Origin of the sequence: Sulfoacidibacillus ferrooxidans (genome assembly GCF_022606465.1) — a bacterium.
Lineage (GTDB): Bacteria > Bacillota > Bacilli > Alicyclobacillales > SLC66 > Sulfoacidibacillus > Sulfoacidibacillus ferrooxidans.
Genome location: NZ_JALBUF010000001.1, coordinates 172,161 through 195,146, shown reverse-complemented (window position 1 = coordinate 195,146; position 22,986 = coordinate 172,161). Strand labels below are relative to the sequence as shown.

General features: G+C 43.9%; 22 protein-coding genes, 1 tRNA gene and 1 riboswitch. Of the genes, 13 read left to right on the top strand and 10 right to left on the bottom strand.

All coding sequences use genetic code 11. The features are described 5' to 3' along the window. Nucleotides 1-168: 168 nt before the first annotated feature. Nucleotides 169-1,737, bottom strand: a complete 1,569-nt coding sequence (locus MM817_RS01115; protein WP_241711593.1) for a long-chain-fatty-acid--CoA ligase — start codon at nucleotides 1,735-1,737, stop codon at nucleotides 169-171. A 367-nt stretch (nucleotides 1,738-2,104) separates the two neighbouring features. Here MM817_RS01115 and coaA point away from each other — a divergent pair, with 367 nt between their 5' ends. The 4 genes from coaA to MM817_RS01095 all read left to right on the top strand — a co-directional run bounded on the left by coaA (nucleotide 2,105) and on the right by MM817_RS01095 (nucleotide 4,902). Beyond that, nucleotides 2,105-3,058, top strand: coding sequence for a type I pantothenate kinase (coaA, locus tag MM817_RS01110; RefSeq protein WP_241711592.1), 954 nt, complete (start codon nucleotides 2,105-2,107; stop codon nucleotides 3,056-3,058). Between the two features lie 101 nt (nucleotides 3,059-3,159). After that, nucleotides 3,160-3,495, top strand: coding sequence for an ArsR/SmtB family transcription factor (locus MM817_RS01105; protein ID WP_241711591.1), 336 nt, complete (start codon nucleotides 3,160-3,162; stop codon nucleotides 3,493-3,495). A gap of 70 nt (nucleotides 3,496-3,565) precedes the next feature. After that, a complete protein-coding gene (gene arsM, locus MM817_RS01100) occupies nucleotides 3,566-4,375 on the top strand; it encodes an arsenite methyltransferase (RefSeq protein ID WP_241711590.1) in 810 nt (269 codons plus the stop codon). 176 nt (nucleotides 4,376-4,551) lie between these two features. After that, nucleotides 4,552-4,902 (top strand): hypothetical protein, encoded by a 351-nt coding sequence (locus MM817_RS01095; protein ID WP_241711589.1) that lies wholly within the window; start codon nucleotides 4,552-4,554, stop codon nucleotides 4,900-4,902. Between the two features lie 7 nt (nucleotides 4,903-4,909). Here the strand turns inward: MM817_RS01095 and MM817_RS01090 are convergent, their stop codons facing one another. Next, nucleotides 4,910-5,392: a PaaI family thioesterase gene (locus tag MM817_RS01090; RefSeq protein WP_241712258.1), complete on the bottom strand. Its 483-nt coding sequence runs from the start codon at nucleotides 5,390-5,392 to the stop codon at nucleotides 4,910-4,912. 48 nt (nucleotides 5,393-5,440) lie between these two features. After that, nucleotides 5,441-5,872: a MaoC/PaaZ C-terminal domain-containing protein gene (locus tag MM817_RS01085; protein WP_241711588.1), complete on the bottom strand. Its 432-nt coding sequence runs from the start codon at nucleotides 5,870-5,872 to the stop codon at nucleotides 5,441-5,443. A 145-nt stretch (nucleotides 5,873-6,017) separates the two neighbouring features. Between MM817_RS01085 and dinB the strand changes: the two genes are divergently transcribed. Continuing rightward, nucleotides 6,018-7,106 carry a DNA polymerase IV gene (gene dinB / locus MM817_RS01080; protein ID WP_241711587.1) on the top strand — a complete coding sequence of 363 codons (1,089 nt, stop codon included), beginning with the start codon at nucleotides 6,018-6,020 and terminating at the stop codon, nucleotides 7,104-7,106. Nucleotides 7,107-7,187: 81 nt separating this feature from the next. Here the strand turns inward: dinB and MM817_RS01075 are convergent, their stop codons facing one another. Continuing rightward, complete coding sequence (locus MM817_RS01075; RefSeq protein ID WP_272879591.1) at nucleotides 7,188-8,672, bottom strand: MFS transporter; 1,485 nt, start codon at nucleotides 8,670-8,672, stop codon at nucleotides 7,188-7,190. Between the two features lie 308 nt (nucleotides 8,673-8,980). Here MM817_RS01075 and MM817_RS16785 point away from each other — a divergent pair, with 308 nt between their 5' ends. Together MM817_RS16785 and MM817_RS01070 are read left to right on the top strand one after the other, a co-directional pair. Beyond that, nucleotides 8,981-9,109, top strand: coding sequence for a hypothetical protein (locus MM817_RS16785; protein WP_272879590.1), 129 nt, complete (start codon nucleotides 8,981-8,983; stop codon nucleotides 9,107-9,109). Between the two features lie 852 nt (nucleotides 9,110-9,961). After that, on the top strand, nucleotides 9,962-10,498 hold the full coding sequence (locus MM817_RS01070) for a transposase (RefSeq protein WP_241711585.1): 537 nt from the start codon (nucleotides 9,962-9,964) through the stop codon (nucleotides 10,496-10,498). 380 nt (nucleotides 10,499-10,878) lie between these two features. Here MM817_RS01070 and MM817_RS01065 read toward each other — a convergent pair. Next, a tRNA-Sec gene (locus tag MM817_RS01065) sits at nucleotides 10,879-10,975 on the bottom strand. Between the two features lie 264 nt (nucleotides 10,976-11,239). Between MM817_RS01065 and MM817_RS01060 the strand changes: the two genes are divergently transcribed. The 4 genes from MM817_RS01060 to kynB all read left to right on the top strand — a co-directional run bounded on the left by MM817_RS01060 (nucleotide 11,240) and on the right by kynB (nucleotide 16,133). Further along, nucleotides 11,240-12,091 (top strand): aldo/keto reductase, encoded by an 852-nt coding sequence (locus MM817_RS01060; protein ID WP_241711584.1) that lies wholly within the window; start codon nucleotides 11,240-11,242, stop codon nucleotides 12,089-12,091. A 73-nt stretch (nucleotides 12,092-12,164) separates the two neighbouring features. Next, nucleotides 12,165-12,270, top strand: a riboswitch (TPP riboswitch). 133 nt (nucleotides 12,271-12,403) lie between these two features. Beyond that, a complete protein-coding gene (locus MM817_RS01055) occupies nucleotides 12,404-12,976 on the top strand; it encodes an ECF transporter S component (protein WP_241711583.1) in 573 nt (190 codons plus the stop codon). A gap of 88 nt (nucleotides 12,977-13,064) precedes the next feature. Next, nucleotides 13,065-15,431 carry an ATP-binding cassette domain-containing protein gene (locus tag MM817_RS01050; RefSeq protein WP_241711582.1) on the top strand — a complete coding sequence of 789 codons (2,367 nt, stop codon included), beginning with the start codon at nucleotides 13,065-13,067 and terminating at the stop codon, nucleotides 15,429-15,431. Nucleotides 15,432-15,506: 75 nt separating this feature from the next. After that, entirely contained in the window at nucleotides 15,507-16,133 is a 627-nt protein-coding gene (kynB, locus tag MM817_RS01045; RefSeq protein WP_241711581.1) for an arylformamidase, read from the top strand. 73 nt (nucleotides 16,134-16,206) lie between these two features. Here the strand turns inward: kynB and MM817_RS01040 are convergent, their stop codons facing one another. Then, nucleotides 16,207-17,376, bottom strand: a complete 1,170-nt coding sequence (locus MM817_RS01040) for an MFS transporter (protein ID WP_241712257.1) — start codon at nucleotides 17,374-17,376, stop codon at nucleotides 16,207-16,209. A gap of 220 nt (nucleotides 17,377-17,596) precedes the next feature. Further along, the gene (locus MM817_RS01035; protein WP_241711580.1) at nucleotides 17,597-17,833 is read right to left on the bottom strand and encodes a hypothetical protein; all 237 of its coding nucleotides are present in this window, start codon (nucleotides 17,831-17,833) and stop codon (nucleotides 17,597-17,599) included. 131 nt (nucleotides 17,834-17,964) lie between these two features. On the opposite strand from MM817_RS01035, the gene MM817_RS01030 reads away from it, so the two are divergent. Beyond that, a complete protein-coding gene (locus tag MM817_RS01030) occupies nucleotides 17,965-18,657 on the top strand; it encodes a hypothetical protein (RefSeq protein ID WP_241711579.1) in 693 nt (230 codons plus the stop codon). Between the two features lie 24 nt (nucleotides 18,658-18,681). On the opposite strand, the gene MM817_RS01025 is transcribed toward MM817_RS01030, so the two are convergent. After that, on the bottom strand, nucleotides 18,682-19,494 hold the full coding sequence (locus MM817_RS01025; protein ID WP_241711578.1) for an alpha/beta hydrolase: 813 nt from the start codon (nucleotides 19,492-19,494) through the stop codon (nucleotides 18,682-18,684). Nucleotides 19,495-19,601: 107 nt separating this feature from the next. On the opposite strand from MM817_RS01025, the gene MM817_RS01020 reads away from it, so the two are divergent. Further along, complete coding sequence (locus MM817_RS01020; protein WP_241711577.1) at nucleotides 19,602-20,834, top strand: DUF2515 family protein; 1,233 nt, start codon at nucleotides 19,602-19,604, stop codon at nucleotides 20,832-20,834. Here MM817_RS01020 and leuD read toward each other — a convergent pair whose 3' ends face one another. Both leuD and leuC read right to left on the bottom strand, forming a co-directional pair. Next, nucleotides 20,835-21,440: a 3-isopropylmalate dehydratase small subunit gene (gene leuD, locus MM817_RS01015; protein WP_241712256.1), complete on the bottom strand. Its 606-nt coding sequence runs from the start codon at nucleotides 21,438-21,440 to the stop codon at nucleotides 20,835-20,837. A 23-nt stretch (nucleotides 21,441-21,463) separates the two neighbouring features. Then, a complete protein-coding gene (gene leuC, locus MM817_RS01010) occupies nucleotides 21,464-22,885 on the bottom strand; it encodes a 3-isopropylmalate dehydratase large subunit (RefSeq protein ID WP_241711576.1) in 1,422 nt (473 codons plus the stop codon). Nucleotides 22,886-22,986 lie beyond the last annotated feature (101 nt).

Genomic DNA, 22,986 nt, shown 5'->3' with positions numbered 1-22,986 from the left:
CCCCGGCGCATGGCAGCGTCAGCGCCAAGAACGCTCCCTCACGTACCCAAAACGTACGCTCAGTCCACATTCTTGGCTTGCTTCCTTGCACTATGCGGGTCTTACCTGCCACCTTTTTGAACAGGCTCTTATAGCGGTGCAAGAGAGGATGCTGACTTGTCGTGAACATTATGTGCGCAATTTGAATTTTTGCAGTTTTCCTGTGGATGTTCTCGGGAGAAATGAGACAAATTCATACTGCTTAGGTGTCTTAAAATGAGCTAATCGCTCGCGACACCATTCATCTAATTCTTGTGCGGTTACAGTCTTTCCTTCCTGCACGATAATATATGCCTTTGGTACTTCGCCCCACTTCTCATCTGCTGTAGCGACTACACCGGCGTCTAACACAGCTGGGTGTTGGAAAAGAATGTTTTCTACTTCAATTGAAGATATATTTTCACCACCAGAAATAATGACGTCTTTTGCGCGATCTACGATCTGAATGTACCCATTTGGATGGACTACAGCAAGATCTCCCGTATAAAACCAGCCGTTGCGAATAGCTTTTGCCGTTTCGTCAGGTTGTTTATAGTAGCTATCCATCACAACATTGCCGCGAGTTACAATCTCACCAATCTGTACTCCATCCCATGCGACTTCTTGCCCATCTGGCATAACAACTTTTGTTTCTCCGTTGTGAATCATCTCTACCCCTTGGCGAGCTTGAATGTCTGCTCTTGCTGGAGATGACAGTTGAGCGAATTCAGAATTCCACTCACAATAACTGATGAGTGGCGATGTTTCAGTGAGTCCATATACATGTGTGATTTCCATTTGTAAAAGGCGCTGTGCTCGTTCAATTACTGCAGCAGGAGGTGGTGAACCTGCTGTGGCTAAGCGTATTGCCCGTTCTGGTCGATACCTTTCAATAGTAGGTGCATACAGTAGCATATTGATTACTGTTGGAGCGCCAAAGGCAATGGTGATCTGTTCCTTTGCAAAGACATCTAAGATATGATCTGAGTCAATCTTGCGCAGGCATACGTGCGTTGCACCTGTTGCTGTAAAGGTCCACACACTTCCCCACCCGTTGGCGTGGAACATAGGAAGTATATGTAAGTAACGATCCTCATGTGTGATACGCATATGAAGTAATACATCTGCTGCATTGATATAATTGTTGCGATGTGTCAAAACCACTCCTTTCGGGCGAGAAGTCGTGCCACTTGTATAGTTGATGGATAGTGGTTGGTTTTCATCAATGAGCACTTCATGCACAACAGGCTCCGCTGATTGTAAGAGGTTTTCATAGTCTATATCTGAAAATGGACTTGCATCTTTTGGCGATCCATGGTGAACGACTTCAATAATCGTTTGTAAGTGTGGAACGCGGCTCTTCATATCGGTGAAAAGATGAGAAAATTCACGATCGGCGATCGCTAGTATAGAATCACTATGATCGAGGATATAGGTCACTTCTTGTGCATGTAAGCGGGTATTAATAGGAACAATAACGGCACCTATTTGTGTAATCGCATAAAAACATTCAAGCATTTGGTGGATATTGGGTAGCATGACTGCTACATGGTCTGTTTCACGAATGCCTAGTTGATAGAGCGCGTGGGATAGTTTCCATGTGCGCTCATTGAACTCGCGATAAGTAAACTGTTCGAAATCATCCACAACAGCTATTTTATCTGGATAGAGCTTGGTTGCGCGGCGTTTCCAATCAAGTGGAGTTAGTGGCGTGATCATTGGTATGTTTTCCCCCCTAGTCAAAACAAACTCTTTATAGAGGTTGTTCAAAAAGGGGTCATAACTCCCCGGCGCATGGCAGCGTTAGCGCCAAGAATGCTCCCTCACGTACCCAAAACGTACGCTCAGTCCACATTCTTGGCTTGCTTCCTTGCACTGCGCGGGTCTTACCTGCCCCCTATTTGAACAGGCTCTTATAGGATAAAAATTGAATGTCTTTATTTTATCAGTATATATCAATCATTCAAGCTATTTTAATTATATTAAGTTGCCATGGGGCGGATTTTGCAGGATGTATAGAACGTGTTAGAATCGCTCTTAGGGACCATTGCACAGCATATGTATTTTAAAAGAGGTGATCCGTTTCTTGACATCTGCAACAAAAAAATTTTCGCCGTATCTTCACTTTACACGTGATGAGTGGGCTGCATTGCGAAACTCTACCCCACTCACTTTGTCTGAAGCTGAACTAGGAAAATTACAGGGCATTAACGAGCATGTGTCAATGATTGAAGTGACACAGATTTATTTACCTCTCGCACGTTTATTAAATTTATATGTTGATGAAGTTAAAAATTTATATGAAGCTACGCATGTTTTTTTAAATACGTCGGCACGCAAAGTTCCTTTTATCATCGGTATTGCAGGAAGTGTAGCTGTTGGTAAGAGCACAACAGCGCGGATTGTGCAGGCATTGTTGGAACGCAGTTCAGACAATTTGAGAGTGGATTTAGTGACTACTGATGGGTTTCTCTATCCCAATCGAATTCTTTTAGAGAGAGGAATCATGGAACGTAAAGGATTTCCTGAAAGTTATCATATTAATGCACTTATACAATTTTTGTCTGACGTAAAATCAGGTAAACCAAAAGTGACTGCTCCTGTGTATTCTCATTTAGTATATGACATTGTACCAGATCAAAAAATTGAGGTGTGTCAACCAGATGTGTTAATTTTAGAGGGGCTTAATGTCTTGCAGTCACCGTCCCACAGCTCATCTAAACGTCATCCGCAAGTATTTGTATCCGATTTCTTTGATTTCTCTATCTATGTCGACGCTAAAGAAGATCATGTTAGACATTGGTACGAAGAACGGTTTCAAACGTTGCGGGTCACTGCATTTCGGCAACCAGAAGCATATTTTTATCGATACTCTACACTTACGAAAGAAGAAGCACACCAAGTAGCGCTCGATATTTGGGATCGCATAAATGGAGAGAATCTACACGAAAATATTGCACCTACGCGCAATCGAGCAGATTTGATTCTGCGTAAAGGGAGGGATCATTCGGTGCAAAGTGTTAGCTTGCGAAAACTCTAAACACTTTGGCACTAGCTTATGATTGACGTATAGGTGAGTGGGGTTGTAATCTATAGATAGATATTTATCGATGAATTGGGTGGACGATGGTGGATTGGGCGTTGATTTTTAAAGCATTAGGTCATTCGGTTAGATTTCAATTGTATATGTCACTTTTACAAGGTGTCGAAGAGATGGATTGTAAGGCAATTGGTCTTGATGATGCGGCATGTTGTGTGGTGGATTTTACTCGTCAATTTTCTTTGGCACAGTCGACGATCTCACATCATCTTCGCATTCTTCAAGATGCTGGATTGATTACGCAAAAGCGTAGTGGCACCTACAGTTTGTACTCTGTTAATGCAGAGACACTAGATGCAATGAAGATGTTTATGGCTACTCTTCATGTCTATGAGAGTGACAATCATACGCATCCTGTAGGCGTACAGGGACTGTAGACTCTATGCATCTTTTTTTTATTCCAATTCATCGATAGTTATCTATGAATAATGAATAGGGGCGATCGACATGGACAATTTGGAACAGGATCAAATCCGAGCAGAAGTACGCAAACATTACTCAGGTGTAGCAACTAGAGATTCAGGGGAAAGTGGTTGTTCTACAACAAATACGAGCTGTTGTGGTAGTTCTTCAGTCCGGTCTGCTGATGAAGTAGCATTAAAGTTGGGTTATGGAAGTGAAGAATTAAGTGTCATTCCTGAGGGTGCCAACATGGGACTTGGGTGCGGTAGTCCAACTAAAATTGCCAAACTACAGCGTGGTGAAGTCGCTTTAGATCTTGGGAGTGGCGGTGGGTTTGACTGTTTTATCGCAGCGAAACAAGTGGGTGAACAAGGTGCTGTGATCGGTGTTGACATGACTCCTGAGATGATTGCAAAGGCAAGACAACTAGCACATACCAATGGGTATTACAATGTAGAATTCCGCCTTGGGGAAATCGAACATTTACCTGTGGCAGATCAGACAGTGGATGTAGTGATGTCCAATTGTGTCATTAATCTTTCTCCCAATAAGCTTTCAGTGTTCAAAGAAGCATTTCGTGTTTTGAAGCCAGGTGGACGAGTAGCTATCTCTGACGTCGTTGCAAGTGCTGCACTGCCTGAAGAGATGAAGGCAGATCTCACCTTATTGTCTGAATGCGTGTCAGGGGCTGCACCGCGTGAGGATATTGAACTTATGTTACACGAAGCAGGATTTCATCAGATCGCGGTTATCTCTCATGATGCAGGGCAAGAAGTTATTAAAGATTGGGTTCCTGGAAGCCATGCGGAAGACTATGTGCAATCAGCGTCCATCACAGCAAAAAAACCGGAATAGAATATTCCATAATAAAATAAGATGGTGAGGGCAGATAGCGCTAGCGGTATATGTAGGGGTGATGGACATGGAGTCATCTGAGGAAATAGAGCGAATTTCACAAGTATATCAACAGCGAGCCAGCACATTAGACATCGCTCATCATACATGATCTATCCAATCGAGGACATCAGATCATGTATGATGAGCGATATAGCATAATGGCGAAGCAAGTAGCTCGAGAGATTTCACGCGTGCTTAAAACAGATGGTAAGGTGCTCTGGTACGATTTGCGCTATGATAACCCCTATAATACCGATGTTCGTGCTATTTCAATCCATGAGATTCATGAGTTATTTCCTCATTTTACGTTGGACGTTAAAAAGATCACGCTTCTCCCAATGATTACACGAAAGCTTGGAAAGTGGGCAGACCTTGTTTATCCTGCCCTCTATCAGCTTTCTTTTTTATCAACGCATGATGTTGCACTTTTCACTAAGCAATCTGATGTACACGTAAATCGTGACTTGCGCGTAAAAAACAGCTAGGCTAGTTTTACTGATGGCCACCAGTCATCGAGGCTGGAGCCATCACTGCGATGACTTCACCACGTACACAGACCACTCCATCTACTATAAGTTCAGTTTGCACAATCACTTTTCGTTTTCCTACTTCAGTAATGTGACCACGGATGGTCATCATAGGACCAAGTGGAGTGGGTTTTAAAAACTCTGTCTTTAGTGAAGCAGTCACACAGCGAGGTACAGGTACATCGTCCCCAAGTGCGTGGCCATCTCTACGATAGAGAGCAAGGGAAGCCGTGCCTGTGCTATGACAGTCGATCAGGGATGCAGCCAATCCTCCATATACAAAACCAGGAATGGCGGTATGTTCAGGACGAGGCATATACTCTGTGAGGGTTTCATCGCCATTCCAACGCGTCTTAATTTGCAGGCCTTTGTCATTCAATCTGCCGCATCCGTAGCACAAAGAAAAATCATCCGGATAGTAGTCTTGTACATATGCGTGCTTATCCATTTCTTGATGTTGTGCCAAGAATGATTCACTCCTTATAGGGTTAATGAGTTATTGCATCTTAAGGTAAGCGCTCCCTTGCATATGTAAAACATCCTGATCATCCTGATTGGTAGAAGTGAACTTTAGTACAACCATCCCTCTTTTTCCTTTTGGAGAAGGGGTTGTTTCGATGATTTCAACATTTGTATATAGAGTATCCAAGGCGCGCACAGGCGCAGTCCATCTAATGTAATCCATTCCCGTTCCTACGATGATTTCTTTGCCAAAGCGGTTGGCGCGGATCCATTCACCCCATATGATACTTACCGTGTGGAAACCAGAAGCGATGATCCCTCCAAATGCGCTTTGTTCGGAGTACTCTTGGTCGATATGTATAGGTTGTGGATCAAATCGCGAAGCAAAATCATAGATGTCATCGTTCGTTAAGGTGACAGGATTGAGTTCAAAACGTTGTCCGACAAAAAATTCTTCAAAATACACAGTCTCATCCCCTAGTGTGGATCGTTTCTACTGCCGTGCTAGTTGACAAGCTCTGATTAAATGGTAGCACTTGCATACCTCTTTGTCGATACGTATACTTTGCGTGATGCAGTGAACCTTCAAGTCAAGCTGTTTGGGGGTAATCATGGAAAGTAATCTTCGTAAAATTATTCATATTGATATGGATGCATTTTATGCTTCTGTCGAACAACGTGATCATGTGGAGTACAGAGGAAAACCGTTGATAGTCGGAGGATCCCCACATTCTCGTGGTGTAGTTGCGACCTGCTCTTACGAGGCGCGTCGGTATGGTATTCACTCCGCAATGCCAGCTAGTATGGCACATCGATTGTGCCCACACGCGATCTTTGTGAAGCCGCGAATGGATGTGTATCGTCAAGTATCTCGGGATATTATGAGCATATGTAAAGCTCACACTGATCTTGTAGAACCATTATCTCTCGATGAGGCGTTTTTAGATGTTACACATCATCGGAGAGGGATGGCTTCTGGCACCTTGATTGCACGTGAAATCAAGCAACAAATCTATGAGGTGACAGGGTTAACCGCATCTGCAGGTGTATCCTACAATAAATTAATTGCTAAAATAGCCTCTGATGATCATAAACCAAATGGGTTAACTGTGATCACTCCAGAAAAAGCACAAGCCTTTTTAGATGCTGTGCCAATTGGCAGGTTTTTTGGCATTGGAAAAGTGACAGAACAAAAACTTAGTCTGTTAGGCGTACATACAGGTAGTGATTTGCGAAGGTTGAGTCGTGAGCAATTAATACAGTTATTTTCCGATAGAGGGAGAGTATTTTACGATTTAGTGCGTGGCATTGATCCGCGTCCGGTTCTACCTAATCGCATTCGACAATCGATAGGGAAAGAGACAACCTTTCAGGTAGATATGGATGACATAGATGATATGCTAAGTCAGCTCATGCTTTTAGCACAGACGATAGAACAGCAATTGCGCAATCGATCTGTAACTGGACGAGTTGTAGTATTAAAAATTAAATTTGCTAATTTTCAACAGATCACACGGAGAACCACAACGCACATACCTGTGCAATCGGCACAAGATATTTATGATTACGTTCAAAGTCTGTTGAATCAAGTGTATATCGATACGAAAGTCCGGTTGTTAGGTATCACAGTACAAAAATTAGAGAGTGCGCAGGATCCTCTTGTGCAAATGGAAACGGGAGAACAATTGACGTTGTTCTAAATGTTAGGCAAAAACGTTTAAGGAGTAGGGATTAACTTAAATAATAAATTAATTGTGATTTTTTGCTGATTTGATTACAACTCATACATCGATTATTTTTGCTTCGTCTGGGAGATCGTGTCTTTGCACATTTCCTCGAAACAAGGAAATGAGTACAGCTGCAATACCAAAAACAGAGACTCCGATAAAAGTCCATCTAAATCCAATAATGAGTGAACCAACAGGAGCGTTTTCTGGAGTGAAGTGATAAGTCATTATTACACCTTGAAAAATAGCAAATGCATATGCAATTCCAATGCTTTGACCAAGTGATCGAGACATGTTAAGCATGCCAGAGGAAACACCTAATTGATCACGTGGTGTGCTACCCATGACGGAACTGTTATTTGGTGGCGTAAAAATTCCCATGCCTAAACCAATAAAAAATAAGGCGATAATCATGTAGATAAGGTTTGTCACCGCATGAACAAAAACCAGGGAGAGCGTTCCAACAGTTGCGATTGTCATACCCGCAACTGTTGGGATTTTAGAACCTAGTTTATCTGCAATCTTTCCAGCTACTGGAGCAATTAACATCATGCCGATGGGCAGTGGTGTAGTTAAAATACCGGATGAAGATGTAGGTTTATGCAGGACGTTCTCAAAGAAATACGGGACGATATATAGAACTCCATACATGACTCCATAAGAGAGTGATCCAGTTATATTCCCCCAAGTTAATTGTTCAATCGTAAAGAGTGTAAAGTCGATGAGAGGCGATTGATGCCGTTTCTCTTGAAAAACAAATAATGTTGCAAAAACAGCCGCTATTAAAAAGCATCCTATAATCAATGGGGATGTCCATCCATCATCATTACCTTGATTTAAGCCAAGTAAGAAAGCTATCAAACTAACTGCAAGAAGAAAGGCACCTACAAAATCAAAAGATGTTGTAACCCCAGATTTTTTTTGAATCAAATCGCGGGGAAGAATCATGAAGGCTAATAAAGTTCCTATGATACCAACTGGTACATTGACATAAAAGATAGAACGCCAACCAAAGATGCCAATTAAGATTCCACCAATAGCGGGACCTAAAGATAAACCTACAGCAAGTGCTGATCCCTGTATACCTATCGCTTTTCCGCGTACTTTTTCAGGGACAGCTGCAGTTACAATAGCTACGCTGTTTGCTTGCAACATGGTGGCACCAATTCCTTGTAAAACACGAAAGCCAATTAATAATGCTAAATTGGGGGATGCCCCGCAAAGCGCAGATCCAATAATAAAGATGGTAAACCCAATGGTGTATAGCGGGCGTCGTCCTACAATATCCGCCAATCTCCCGAACATAGCGAGTAGTGCAGTGAGTGTAAGGAGATAGGCTAATGCTACCCATGCACTTTCACTGATATTTACATTGAATTCATGATCAATCGTAGGGAGCGCTACAGTGATAATGCTTCCATCTAAAGCCGCCATAAATGCCCCTATGCATACTGTAGTCACCACATACCAATGATAATTAGGTTTTGATCTGAAAAAAGGAAGAGGAAATTTATATCTTGTTAGTGTTGGAGTGGTCATGCATAAAACCAAAGTAAATACATTACTTTGGCCTCCTTTCGATAGTAAAAGTTTTTTTTAGTCTGTCTACTTTGTATTAGATCATGCAGAATCGAATGTTTTAATAGTAATTACTTATATAATATTAAATAATTTTCCATTAATGAATAAATAATCATGGGTTATGCAGTTGATGTATAAATTTGTTTTTATGCACAATGAAAATTTTATGAAAACACCGACCAGGACTTGACTTTTTCAAAATATCCCAAGAATCGCTGAGAGATAGGCATCTAACTGCCTATCTCTCAGCGATGTGGGTGGGAATCATGGCTCGTTTATGTAAACCGGAATTCAAGGAGCTCTCTACTTTTAGTAATGTCGGTGGTGCGCCTGTACTGCGTGCACTGTGGGATCGTTTTGACCTCTCTTTTGTTGTCTCAGTCAGGCATATTTAAGGTTCGGGGCGTAGCCACCTGGGTTCTCGCTTTTGTCTATGTGGTTGGACTGATTCAACGCTGCCAATCCGTCAACGCACTCGCTTCATTCTTCAACAAAGACAGCTTACTGCAGCGTATGACAGGTATCCAAACAGTGACTCAATCAGCCTTGAGCCGGTTCTTGACAGGGTTTTCCCAGTGGGACATGTTCAACCAGAAGCGCACGGCTCGTCTTCAAGAAGACCCGGACACAGCTCTGGTAGAAGGGGATGTACTTGCACTGGACGATACCCATGCGGCACACCCGTATGCTAAGGGAATCCCGTTTCTCTACTGGCTCTACGACAGTTCAAGTAAGGTCTACACCTGGGCGATGAACATCGTGGCCTTGCACGCTGTTCGCAGCAAGGACTTGAATATCCCTGGTCCTATGCCATCTGGACGAAGCCCGAAAACGATGCTGACAAGAAGCAATCGAAACTGGACATCACATGGCAGATGCTCCAGGCGGTCCGAATACAGGTTAGGTGTCGCCTGTAGGTAGTTATGGATCGTTGGTACTTCAGCAAATCATTCCTGCTCCAGTGTGAATCAGAGAACTTTGATTGGGTCACGAAGGCCAAGCGCAACACGCAGTTATTCCGCAGGATGATTGAACCCGGCACCGGACGGGAGCGCTTCGTACCGATACGCCCGAATGACCTCATTCAGGAGGTCTATCCTGCGCTCATGACATAAACGAACGTAGATGTCGCCTCTGTCTCCTGTGAAAACATCTATGTGAAAATGCCCCAGCCTTCGGTGAATCGACGTGGTATACCGCACACGAAAATGAACTACACACGGGTCGCCGCAGTTGTCGGTAAACGTATGAAGCAAGAAGACAACAAGGCCACTGCAGAACGAACGCCATCGGTGAATCCAAACGAGTCTGAGCCGGACTACGTGACTGCAGAGTACAAACGTGCCTACCTGCTGCTCAGCAACCGCTACGATGCACCATCTGAAGTGATGGGAGCATGGCTGAAGCGTTGGCGTATTGAAGTCTTGTTTCGCACGGCAAAACAAGAACTCGGGATGTTGAACTGTCATTCACCGAATGAAAACCATATTCATGCCCATATAACGCTGCTCTTTACGGCTGAGACACTTGTCCGGTACATACTCTGGGAACAAAAAACAGCAGGCATCGAGGATTGCATCCACGGCCAAGTGATCCGCAATCTACTCTGCATCCGCTGTCGTACCCGTCAAGCCACTCGACGAAACGAGCAAGACTCGATCGCCATCGATCTTGACACAACAGCGGAATGTTTTGCAAGACTCTTCCGCCAGTTTTGGCCAACCACGCTGGAATTGAGGTGGTTCGAACCTGCCAATACCCAGTTGTTGATAGCAACTGCATAACTCATGATATAGATAAGTAAGATGTCACTTTGTTTCAAAGAAAAGAGTAGGTACTACATGTGTTTGCACAAGTGGTACCTACTCTATTTTCATCGGGTGAATCTCATATATAGCGTGAAGTGTATTCTGGCCTCTTTGCTCGATAGTGAGTGTATCAAATCTGAGATGATAATTGTTAGGTCAAATATGTTACTATTGAGAAAGTTTCTAGTTAATCTAAATGACTCGTATGTTGCTCGATATACGAACATTCAATCGCGATTATTCCCATTCCTTTTTCTGTATGTCCCCAAAATGTCCCCAAAGAGGTCTTTGGGGGTGTGAAAAAGGATGGGTTAAACTAGGATGAAAAATCGTGAAATCCCTTGCTGCACAAGGCTTGGCGGGAGCGTGTGGGAATCGAACCCACCTTCGACGCACCACGCCGAACGCTCGGTTTTGAAGACCGGGAAGGACACCAGTACCCCATCCGCCCCCATAAAAGGATGGAAATATGATTAGCTTTTCGAAACCTATTGTAGCATAACAAAAAGCGAGACTTTTTTGCAACTTTTGTGAGGCGCAAACAGATAATCGGATGATTCGATTGTATGGAAATATTCCGTGCATAGTGTACAATCCTTTTCGAAAATGGCAGAGTGTACATATGCACAATGTACATTTCATGGCTAAACGATTCGAGTTAGAAGAATAATGTGCTATGCTTACTTTGCACTCTACATAGTGTAAGGAGGAAATTTCATGAAAAATCATGCAGCGCTCACAAGTAGTACGACATTAAATAATGGTGTTAACATGCCTTGGTTGGGATTAGGTGTTTGGGAATCCAAGGAGGGCGGAGAAGTCGAAAATGCTGTGTTGTCTGCCATTGAACAGGGATATCGTCATATCGATACAGCCGCAATCTATGGCAATGAAGCTGGCGTCGGAAAAGCGATCAAAGATTCTGGGATTGCTCGTGAAGAATTATTTATCACGACAAAGTTGTGGAATGCTCGTCAGGGATATGAGTCCACGTTAGAAGCATTTGAAGAGAGCCGCAAGAAACTTGGTGTCGATTACGTGGATTTGTATCTGATTCACTGGCCAGTTGCTGGAAAATATTTAGAGACATGGCGCGCTTTTGAAAAATTATACAAAGATGGATTGGTAAGAGCTGTTGGTGTAAGTAATTTTCAACCTCGTCATTTACAAGATGTCATGGACCACTATGAGGTAAAACCAGCTGTCAATCAGGTGGAGTTTCATCCATATCTCACACAGCGCGACTTGTATACATTTTGTCGTCAACAAGGAATCCAACTGGAAGCGTGGTCGCCTTTAATGCGTGGTGGCGATATGTTAGGACATCCGCTACTTCAACATTTAGCTGGTAAATACAGCAAGACACCTGCGCAAATTGTCTTGCGTTGGGATTTGGATCAGGAAGTGGTCACCATTCCTAAATCCGTTCGCGCTGCACGAATTCTAGAAAATGCACAAGTATTTGATTTTCATTTATCAGAAGAGGAAATTGCGCAGATCACTGCTCTCAACCAGGATCGTCGCAGTTTTGAGTATGATCCAGATAACGTTACTTTCGGGCTTGCGTAAACATTACTAGTTCTCTAAATAACTTGTTTACATGCTGTGCTGATCGTGTTACAGTATGTTCGAAAATCATATTGTTTGGCGCTAGGGGTGCCATGTTGTGGCTGAGAAGCGTATACCGCTAACCCTTTTGTGGACTCGATCTGGGTAATACCAGCGGGAGGAAGTGCCTTGGCCGATCTTATTTTGACACGATAAGTAGGGGCCCCTTTCGCAACGCCAGAGAATTTTTGCGCGTGCGAAAGGGGCTTTTTGGGTTGTGGCGCTCCTCTGAAGGTGATTTTGAAGAAATAGATTCATAAGGGGGAGTTTTTCATGTGGAAACTGCGTGACATCGTCGTCGCAGCGATTTTATCTGTTGTCTGTGGTGCGATTTATATGGGTTGGGACTGGATCACCAATCCTTTGTTTGCAAGTACGATGAGCCCGATTGTAGGTGCACTTGTCAATGGCTTGTGGTGGATTGCAGCAGGACTTGTTCCTTATATTATTCGCCGTCCGGGTGCAGCATTCTTTTCAGAAGTGGTGAGTGCCTGCGTAGAATTTATGTTTGGTAGCCCGTATAGTATCGGTGCCGTGATTTCCGGACTTGTTCAAGGAGCCGGGTCAGAAGCAGGATTTGCGATGTGGAGATGGCGGCGCTATGATTGGGGTCCCATGTTGATTGCAGGCGCACTAGGTGGCGTAGGTAATAGCATTCAGTGGTTTTTTGAATATCAAGGAAATCAATATTCAATTCCAGTCATCATCGGGTATACAGTCGTGACGATGATAAGCGGTGCAATTCTTGCAGGTGCTTTGCCAAAATGGATTGGCGATGCGCTATTGCGCACGGGTACGCTTAGAAACTTTGAGATTGCAAAACAAAAACGGCAACTCTCGCGGTAGAGCAATGGGTTACGGATAAAAGAACATGGTTGTATCCATGTGTTAAGGAAGGAGGGAGTAGCGGCGCGAAGGGATATGCCGTACACGGATGGAAAATGAATCTTGGCTTTCTTTGCAACATGTCTCGATTACGTATGATCAATCCGATGCACCTGTTGTTTCTACTATCACATTTGCCATGAATGACGGCGAATCGGTATTATTTCTTGGCCCTAGTGGGTGTGGGAAGAGTACGGTTGCCATGCTTTGCGCGGGGATCATTCCGCAAGCTGTGGAGGCAAAAGTCGAAGGTATTGTGACGCGACATTCGTCACTAACGGAGCCAGGTGGCATTGGATATGTATTTCAGGATGCAGAGGCTCAGTTTTGTATGTTAAAAGTTGGCGATGAGATAGCTTTTGGATTAGAAAACATGCAAGTGGCTGTGCATAACATGACCGCACGCATAGCGGACGGTCTGCAAAAGGCGAGTCTAGATGTGTCTTTTGCCGAAACACATACGACTTTTTCAGGTGGTATGAAGCAAAAACTCGCGATTGCATCTGCACTTGCGATGGATGCAAAATTGCTTATTTTTGACGAACCTACTGCTAACTTAGATCCTACATCATCGCGGATTGTCTTTGAACAGATTGGAGTATTACATCAACAAGGCAAGTCCATGATTGTCATCGAACATAAATTTGATATTTTGCTGCAATACATGGATCGTGTGGTGCTTTTCGACGAACACGGCCAGATTCATCGAGTGGGCGAAACGCGACAAGTGATAGCCGATGAGTGGGAGTGGCTCGTCCAAGTTGGCGTGGTATCTGCTTGGAAGGAGCGTCCACAATTTCTGATGGCGCATGATGCATTCTACCCACATCTAGTTCAGGAAAGCGATCATCAGATCATGCCCGATGCAACATGCCCGCCAGTAATTTCTATAAGAGATGGTAGTGTTTGCTATGGTGAGCAAACAATTTGGAGTCATCTTTCGCTGTCTATTGAAAAAGGGTCCTTTACAGTAATTGTCGGGCCAAATGGAGCGGGCAAGTCTACTTTGTTGCAGGTGATGCGTGGTCTTACAAAGTTAACTAGCGGTCGCGTTGAAGTACTTATGCAAGAGGTGCGCAAATGGAATAAGAAGCAGTTAGCAAAAGCTGTGTCCTATTGCTTTCAAAACCCTGAATATCAGTTTATCTACGAACGTGTTTGCGATGAACTCTCAGATCGCATCGTCGGGGAAGACGTACCAGAAGATATCCTGTTATTATTGGATCAATTTGGGTTGGCTGATCATGCGCAGCATAGTCCCTTTGCGCTTAGTCAAGGTCAAAAGCGTAGACTTAGCGTAGCGGCTATGGTGAAAACGGAACATGAAATCTATCTTCTTGACGAACCGACCTTTGGGCAAGATGCAAAAACGCAACAAGCGATTATGGATCGCCTACTGCATTTGCATAAAGAAGGTCGAACGATAGTGATAACGACACACGATATGGATTTAGTTAGACGTTTTGCTACACATGTGATTGTTGTAGCGCAAGGAGGACTGCTTTTCGATGGGTCGCCAAATGAATTATTTGCAAATCGAGAGTGTATGCGTGAAGCGCATTTGTTAGATGATCTCGACATGGATCGCGAAAAGATCACGACGAGGCAGCATGTGGTTATGAATCACGATCCTCTCCATCTGGAACGTAGAAACGTTCGCGCATGGCAAAAACGAACAATAGGAATGACATTAAACCCCGCTTGGCTCCTATTGTCAACTCTTTGTGTCACCGTAGTCGCTATTTTTGCTCACACTGTTGAACAGGGAGTTGCATTACTTGCATTGACCATCGTGTTAATGATGGTTATCGCTAATCTCAATCCGATACAAATCGCCAAACGAATGTCTCCATTTATAGGATTCTATTTGTTGTATGTGTGGTCTTTGACCGCATTTGCTGCAGTGGGTCCGCATACACCAACATTTCATTTTTTGTTTTATCGGTTGAGTTGGACAGGATTTTATGAAGGAGTTGTACTTGCACTACGCATGTTATCTGCTGTAGGCTTTGGTGTACTCTTTTTATCTGCAGTTGACATTACAGATGTAATTGTTGCACTGAGTAAGAATTTCTTTGTTCAACCTAAGTTCGCGTATGGCATTTTATCAGGTATCCGCGTTGTTCCTCTCTTTCAATCAGAGTGGACGAAGTTAAAACAAGCGCGACAATTACGTGGCAAAGAGGCAAGGCTATCTTTTATGAATCCTGTCACATATGCGTTGCCTCTTTTATCGCAGGCAATACGCATGAGTGAGCGCGTGGCTATTGCCATGGAAGCACGCGGCTTTATAGGGGATGTCGCAACGAACCCACATGTGCGAACCTATTACCGCGATCTACGTGTGCGATATAGAGATTATGCCTATTTTATTACTTTAATTGGGATCACCATCATTCTTTTGGTCATCGTGTAACTATGGGTCAAGTTGCTTTCACGGTAAGTGCCCACTCGTTTCTTTTGTGCCATAATAAAGCAAGAGGTGATGAAAATGAGTCATTGGCTGGATATCTCTGCGCCGCTTTCTGTGAAGACGGCATCATTTCCAGGAGATACACCGTTTACTCGTATCTGGACATCAAACATGAACGAAGGTGCGATTTGCAATGTGTCCGCATTTTCTATGAGTCCCCATGTGGGAACGCATGCTGATGCACCATATCATTATGGCGATGAAGGAGCTACGATGGAAGAAGCAGATCTATCACTCTACATTGGGCGTGCAAGAGTGATTGATGTATCACATGTGAATGGGTTAATTACAAAGGAAGACTTGGCACAACATGATCTACGCAGTGTTTCGCGACTCCTTGTTCGTACGAACTCCTATCCTGATATTGAATACTTTACGAAAACATATAGTGCATTTGCGCCTGACGCAGTAGATTATTTAGCGGAATTAGGTATTCGTCTCGTTGGAATCGATACGCCTTCTGTCGATCCTTCTACAAGTAAAGATTTGCCTGCTCATCAGCGCTTTCGCATACATGGTATGCGGATTCTTGAGACCTTAAGATTGGCGCACGTGGACTGTGGTGATTATGAGTTAATTGCCCTTCCACTTCGCATCGTGGGTAGCGATGCATCTCCAATACGAGCTGTTTTGCGTGCCGTGTGAGCGATTGATAAGACGTAAGAGCACAGGATGGAGTGCATGACTCCATCCTGTGCTCTTTGTGATCGAGGATAAATCAAGATTGATGGGCAGTAGAAAAATGAGATATAGGTTCATCTTTTGTGACATCATGGCCAAGTGTGAGGAGAAAGATGACACCAATTAATGTCACAATGAAAAATAGTCCAAAGATGATGCTAAAGGAAGTATGGGTTGCTACTAACGCCCCTACAAGATAAGGTGCGACAACCCCTCCAATTTTCCCGATTCCCATGGCCCAACCAAGTCCTGTGGCGCGGCTGGCAGCTGGATATTGTTCAACAGAAAATACATAGGTCGCACCCCATGCTCCCAAATTACTGAAATTCAGAATAATCCCAAATAACAAGAGGAGACCGATGCTAGTCGACATTCCAAATAGTAAAGCGGAAATGGCTGAAATCATGGCGAAGAGTACAAGTGTCCATTTGCGTCCAATTATGTCGACGAGCCAGGCTGCTACTAGATAACCAGGTACCTGTGCAATAGCCATAATCAGCACAAAGCCAAAACTATTGATGAGCGTAAATCCTTTTAGTACAAGAACGCTTGGCAACCAAAAAAACATACCATAATATGCGAAATTGGCTGTGAACCATAGTACCCACAGTAAGATGGTCCTTTTACGCAAGTCTTTTTGCCACAAACGCGACATATTTTGCTTAAAATTTAATTTCTCTTTTAATCCCTTAAATGCAGGCGTTTCTGGTAAAGATCGGCGTAGATACAGAGTATAGAGTGCAGGTAAGACGGTAATGGCAAATGCGGCACGCCATGTCAGAATAGGGATGACAAGAAAGCCAATCAGTGCTGCAACAATACTGCCAAATGCCCAGTAGGTCTCAAGTAATGCAGTGCGACGACCACGTTTTTCAGGTGGAGAAGATTCTAGGACAAAAGTGGTTGCAACCGGAAGTTCACCACCGAGGCCAAACCCTGTGATGGCACGCATAACAAGTAAAAATACGATAGATGTAGCAAATGCACTTATACCACTTGCAACAGAGTAGATCAAGATGGTGAGGAGAAATGCTTTTTTTCTACCTACACGATCTGCAAATAATCCTGCGGCAGCCGAACCAATGGCCATACCCACAAGTGTAATGCTGCCAAGTAAGCCAGCGGATTGAGGAGAAATATGCCAGGCAATCATTAAAGCTGCTATGACAAAGCCGAGTAATCCAACATCCATGGCGTCAAATAACATGCCGATGCCGCTTGCAAAAAGCAACTTTTTACTGAGATCCTTAGGCTCCACAGGTGCCCCTCCTTGTCGTGTGTTCGCATGCAGATGCGACTACTCACGACATATGCCTACAGGGCTATTTTGGTTCCAAAGGAGTGGCAAGGGAACTTGATGACAGAGATACAAAAAACTGCGACACGTATGTGCCGCAGGAAGCGATCATTGAACGATGTGTTTTTGGTTAGCTATGATCCGTGTCGTGCTTTGATGTAGAGCGTAGGCTGCGTAGCGTGTCGTTTGTCGTCTTTGCAACACCATCAGTGACGGCAGAGGCGACATGCTTTGCGGTTTGAGTGACACCTGTCACTACACTACTTGTGGTGCGCGCCGCGGTTTCAAATGCGTCTCCGATCATTTCGGATGTTTCTCGAATGGCCTTGCGACCCGAGTGAGTAAACTCATCTATATCCTGATTCATCGGAACCACCTCCACGTGTCGTGCCAATTTGATCGCTTCGATAATAGTATGGATTAGCATCATTTTTTTATGCGAAGTCACTCCTGGTGACACGCATCTGCACTATTGTGCGTACAAGGAGGGCTACAATCATGCAACTAGAGGCGCAAGCAGTACAACAATTGTTAGATGACTTGGCTGCTGAGATTGAACAGTACTTTGGTAAAGGTCAGTCTGGTTCAGGGCAACACATGATTGTAAAGTTAGAGGCGTTGCGCAAAATGATTGAAACAGCCGCTCCTGATTTGATCGGTGCATACTATGGGTATTTAACAATCAAAGAGGAGTTTGGACAGTATCAAGTACGTTTTGCTTGGTCGGCTAAACGGTTTTGGGTGTTCTTTTTGTGGCAGATGGGCGTATTGATTGTGCTTTTATTAGCTGGAGTAGCTTTTGAAGCACAACCGTCGATTCTGCACTATGTGTACAGCATAAACGGTCTTTCTCTTTACTTAGCTTGCGCGTGGTGGGGGGCCTTGGGTGCAACGCTTTCTGCGATCCATACGTTATACGATAGTCGGTTAAACGGCACATTGTCGCAGAATATGGATGCGTGGTTAGCGGTAAAACCATTTACAGGTGCTGTTTTAGGGCTTGTATCAGGATTTTTATTGCAGATTACTGCGTATAGCACGACTGGAGATTATCACGCAACTGGCGTTGTACCTGTACTCTTTGCGTTCTTTGCCGGGTTTAGCGAGCGGAAATTTTTAACGTATCTGCAATCGCGTTTAGGTCAATTGGTGCAAACGGTACAAAAGACAAATGCTAAAAAAAGTGCATAGCAAATCATTGTGTGCGGATCATGGCTAGTCTTTCGTAAGGTTTATTTTGATCCACGAGATGATGTCTGCGATGACATCATCTCGTTCTGGTTCATTGAAAATTTCATGGTATAGACCTGGAAATTCTTTGTAAGTGATAGTGTGGTGATTGCATGTCTCAACAAAGTGACGAACACTCGCAGGGTCTACAAGACGATCTGCACTACCTTGCCACACGGAGATTGGGATCTGAATGCTATGGCAAATAAGTAGGATTTGATTCATCGCTTCTGTAAATTCAAAATACCAGCGCAATGAAACTGTATGGCTGACAAGTGGATCTGAACCATACGCTACTGCAAGTTCTTGGTTTCGCGTGACATCTTGTGGCGCGATACCATTTGGTTGCATGAGTCGTGGCGCAATCGGTAGGAGTACACGTGCAAGCCACGCGCGCGTGGGAGATAGTTTCATACGCAAGCCAAAGGCAGGAGATGATAACACAAGCAGGTCGGGTTGGTTCGTAGCTTTTGCAACGGCAAGTGCAGCGATTAATCCACCCATGGAGTGGCCGATGATCACATGGGGTAGAGCGGTTCCATAGCGTTCTCGTGCTACTTCCAAAAAATATAGAGCAGCTTCCACGTACTCGTCAAAAGACTCTATGTGTCCACGTTGTCCCCTGGAGTATCCGTGACCTGGAAGGTCGCCCATGACTGTTGTAATCTGTTGTTGTGCAAAAGCTTCTCGAACATAATCGTATCGACCACTATGCTCACCTGCACCGTGGATGATCGTGACGATGCAAGTAGGTTCCGTTGCTTCATGAAAAGAAAGGTGATACGGAGACTCGCTCATGAGTGTACTCCTTCATGTCTTATTAACTTGTATTTTGCAAAATAATCTTTAAAATTGCAAGAAATAGCTTGTCATTTTAGCTAAATGGTAGGCAGGGGGTCCTAGAAGTGAATGCTAAGCCGTTTGCGCTTCGTAACTTGTTAGTGCTTTTGCGCAAATGGATGACTGAAATGTCTGATGCAGGTCGCCGGATGACAGCTGGCAATGGACAACTCATCCATCCGGGAAGTGCAGATTGGCACGATGCGCAGAAGTATTTTCAAGGCATTCTTGAAGAACGGTTGCTTCAGCAGTCGTTAGTAGAGCATAGTGCCATAAAAGATGCGCCATATGATCACATAGATGCTAGTTTACAGCAGATGTGTGATGAATGGTGTGGACAGATTAAGAAAGAAACTGCATTTTATAACCGCAATAATATCTTGCGCACAACTGCCTATCGAAAAGTATACGAAGAATCACCAGAGTTACACTGGGCGTTACTCGCTCATCTTGTCTCGCGCAATGGAGGATACAATATGACAGATCTGCGCGGTCAAGTAGGCAATATGACATTAGCAAATCAGGAACAAGATACGTTGTTTGGCTTTCTAGAACAGTGTAACTATCTTATTTTCCAAGATGCATATCCACAACTTCGTCTCTATCAGTTGGGTAAACGCTACGGATCAGCATGGTTACCACTACTGCGTTCTTTCCATGCATCGATCTTTATGCAAGCAGCTTGGAATATGTTTATGGAATTTGGTCATTCTCCTATGCTTACAATTGCTCAGATTATCAATGAGCAGTCGTATATTGAAAAACGCGTCATTCAAGATCCTGATATGCAACAACAAGTGTTTTCTGCACCGTTATTTAGTATGCAAGAACTATTTCATTTGACTAGTGTCGTTTTTCCTGCACTCGATCATGATGGAGAAATAAATACATATTTTGGAATATTTATGGATGATTTCTTATCATTAAAACAACGAATTCGTGCTGGAAAAGTACTGTATAACATCTTGTTTCAAGGATCAGCGTATGAACCTAAGCTTGAGTTATTGCAATTTGCGCAAAAGGTGAAACACACAGGTTCTCGTGCAGATTATGTTCCTGCATTATTTTCAAAACGTTCTGATGATCGAGCGCGGTTTTTTAGTCCAGAGTTGCAAACTGTGTGGCCTAATCAATCGCATCCTTCTATTGTAGCCACAGATTGGTGTACAAAGGTAGATGTCATGCGCGAGTTGTCAATGATGCATATTTTACCACAAAAGGCAGGGGATATTACAAGCGCATATCTGCGCAAGCTAGAAGAGATTCGCACGCTTGCGCAGTTTTTGCCGTTTTCGTAATTATAAAATAGAAGTTGCATATGGAGCGGTCGCTTCATAGGCTGTGATCTCTGCTGTGTGACGCAATGTTAGTCCGATATCATCTAGTCCTTCTTGTAAACACATTTTTCGATAAGGATCAACATCAAATCGATACGTGTCTCCGTCTAATGTTCGGACTTCTTGTGTGATGAGGTCAATATCTAGCTGGAATCCAGGATGTTCTACTGCTTTTTGTGCAAGTTGCTCTGTCACATGAAGTGGTAAGACAATGGGTAATATGCCATTTTTAAAACAATTGTTATAAAAGATATCTGCAAATGATGATGCAATTATCACTTGAAAGCCAAAATCCAAAAGCGCCCAAGGTGCATGTTCTCTTGAGGAACCGCAACCAAAGTTCGGTCCAGCAACGAGTATGGAAGCGTGAAGATAGGGCTCGCGATTAAGTACAAAATCAGGTTTTGATGTTCCAGTCTCTGAAAAGCGCCAATCATAAAATAAAAATTGTCCAAATCCTGTTCGTTCAATTCGTTTTAAAAATTGTTTGGGAATGATGGCATCGGTATCGATATTGGGCCGATGTAGCGGTGCCACGATTCCTGTTAACTTAGTGAATGATTGCATCATGTTCTGCCCCCTAATCCTATTTAATCTGCTAGCATCGTGCGGACATCCACGAAATGCCCTTTGACTGCTGCCGCGGCAGCCATAGCTGGACTTACAAGATGGGTGCGACCACCTCGTCCCTGGCGACCTTCAAAGTTGCGATTAGAAGTAGATGCGCAGCGTTCACCTGGGGCTAAGATGTCAGGATTCATAGCTAAACACATGCTACAACCAGGTTCGCGCCACTCAAATCCCGCTTCCATAAAAATATGGTGAAGACCTTCTGCCTCAGCTTGGATTTTCACTTGAAAAGATCCTGGCACTACCATCGCTTGTACGTGAGGAGCAACAGTATGACCTGCTACAACTTTTGCAGCTTCTCGCAAATCTTCAATACGCCCATTTGTGCAGGAGCCGATAAAGACTCGATCAATTGGAATATCAGATATCTTTGTTCCCGGGGCAAGATCCATGTACTCTAGTGCTAATGCGACTGCTTCTTGCATGGTTTGATCGGGAAATTCAGCAGGATCTGGAATGCTAGCATTCACATCGACACCCATGCCTGGATTGGTGCCCCAAGTGACCTGGGGGACAAGTGTGGAAGCATCAAACACGACGCGTGCATCAAATGTTGCACCTTCATCTGTATGCAATGAACGCCACATAGAAACAGCTTTGTCCCATGCCTCTCCCTTCGGAGCATAGCGACGACCATGTAAATAGGCGATGGTGATATCATCAGGTGCGATTAACCCAGCGCGGGCGCCGGCTTCGATGGACATGTTACATACGGTCATGCGCTCCTCCATGCTAAGCGCAGTGATACCAGGTCCACGGTACTCAATCACATAGCCTGTACCAAATGCTGTTCCATGCTTTGCGATGATTCCAAGGATGAGATCTTTTGCGCTAACCCCTCTAGGCAGTGGGGATGGTACATAGACTTCCATGGTTTTTGGACGTGCCTGTGGGAGACACTGCGTGGCGAGAACGTGTTCTACTTCACTTGTACCAATGCCAAAAGCAAGTGCGCCAAAAGCACCATGCGTTGCTGTGTGACTATCACCACATACGATGGTTTTACCAGGTAAGGTGAGCCCAAGTTCGGGTCCAATCACGTGTACGATGCCTTGTTCAGGACTTGTGATATCTGCCAATTGTATCGAAAATTCGGTGCAATTTGTTCGCAATGTTTCAATTTGTGCTTTTGCGATCGGGTCTTGAATAGGAACATGTCGCGCAGTCGTAGGAACGTTATGATCAATCGTTGCATAAGTGAGATCAGGTCGCCTTACACTGCGTTTAGCTAGTCGCAGGCCTTCGAATGCCTGCGGAGAAGTCACTTCATGAACGAGGTGTAAATCGATATAAAGGAGTGCTGGTTCTCCCTGTTGTTCACGCACTAGATGTTCATCCCATATTTTTTCAAACAATGTCTGGAAGCGTTCATGATCTTTCATTTTCTACCTCCTATTTTCTCGCAATTGAGAATTGTAACTATCATATCTAATTTCCCTTTATACGTCGATCATCTATAATCTATGAATAGTATTGTTTTTAC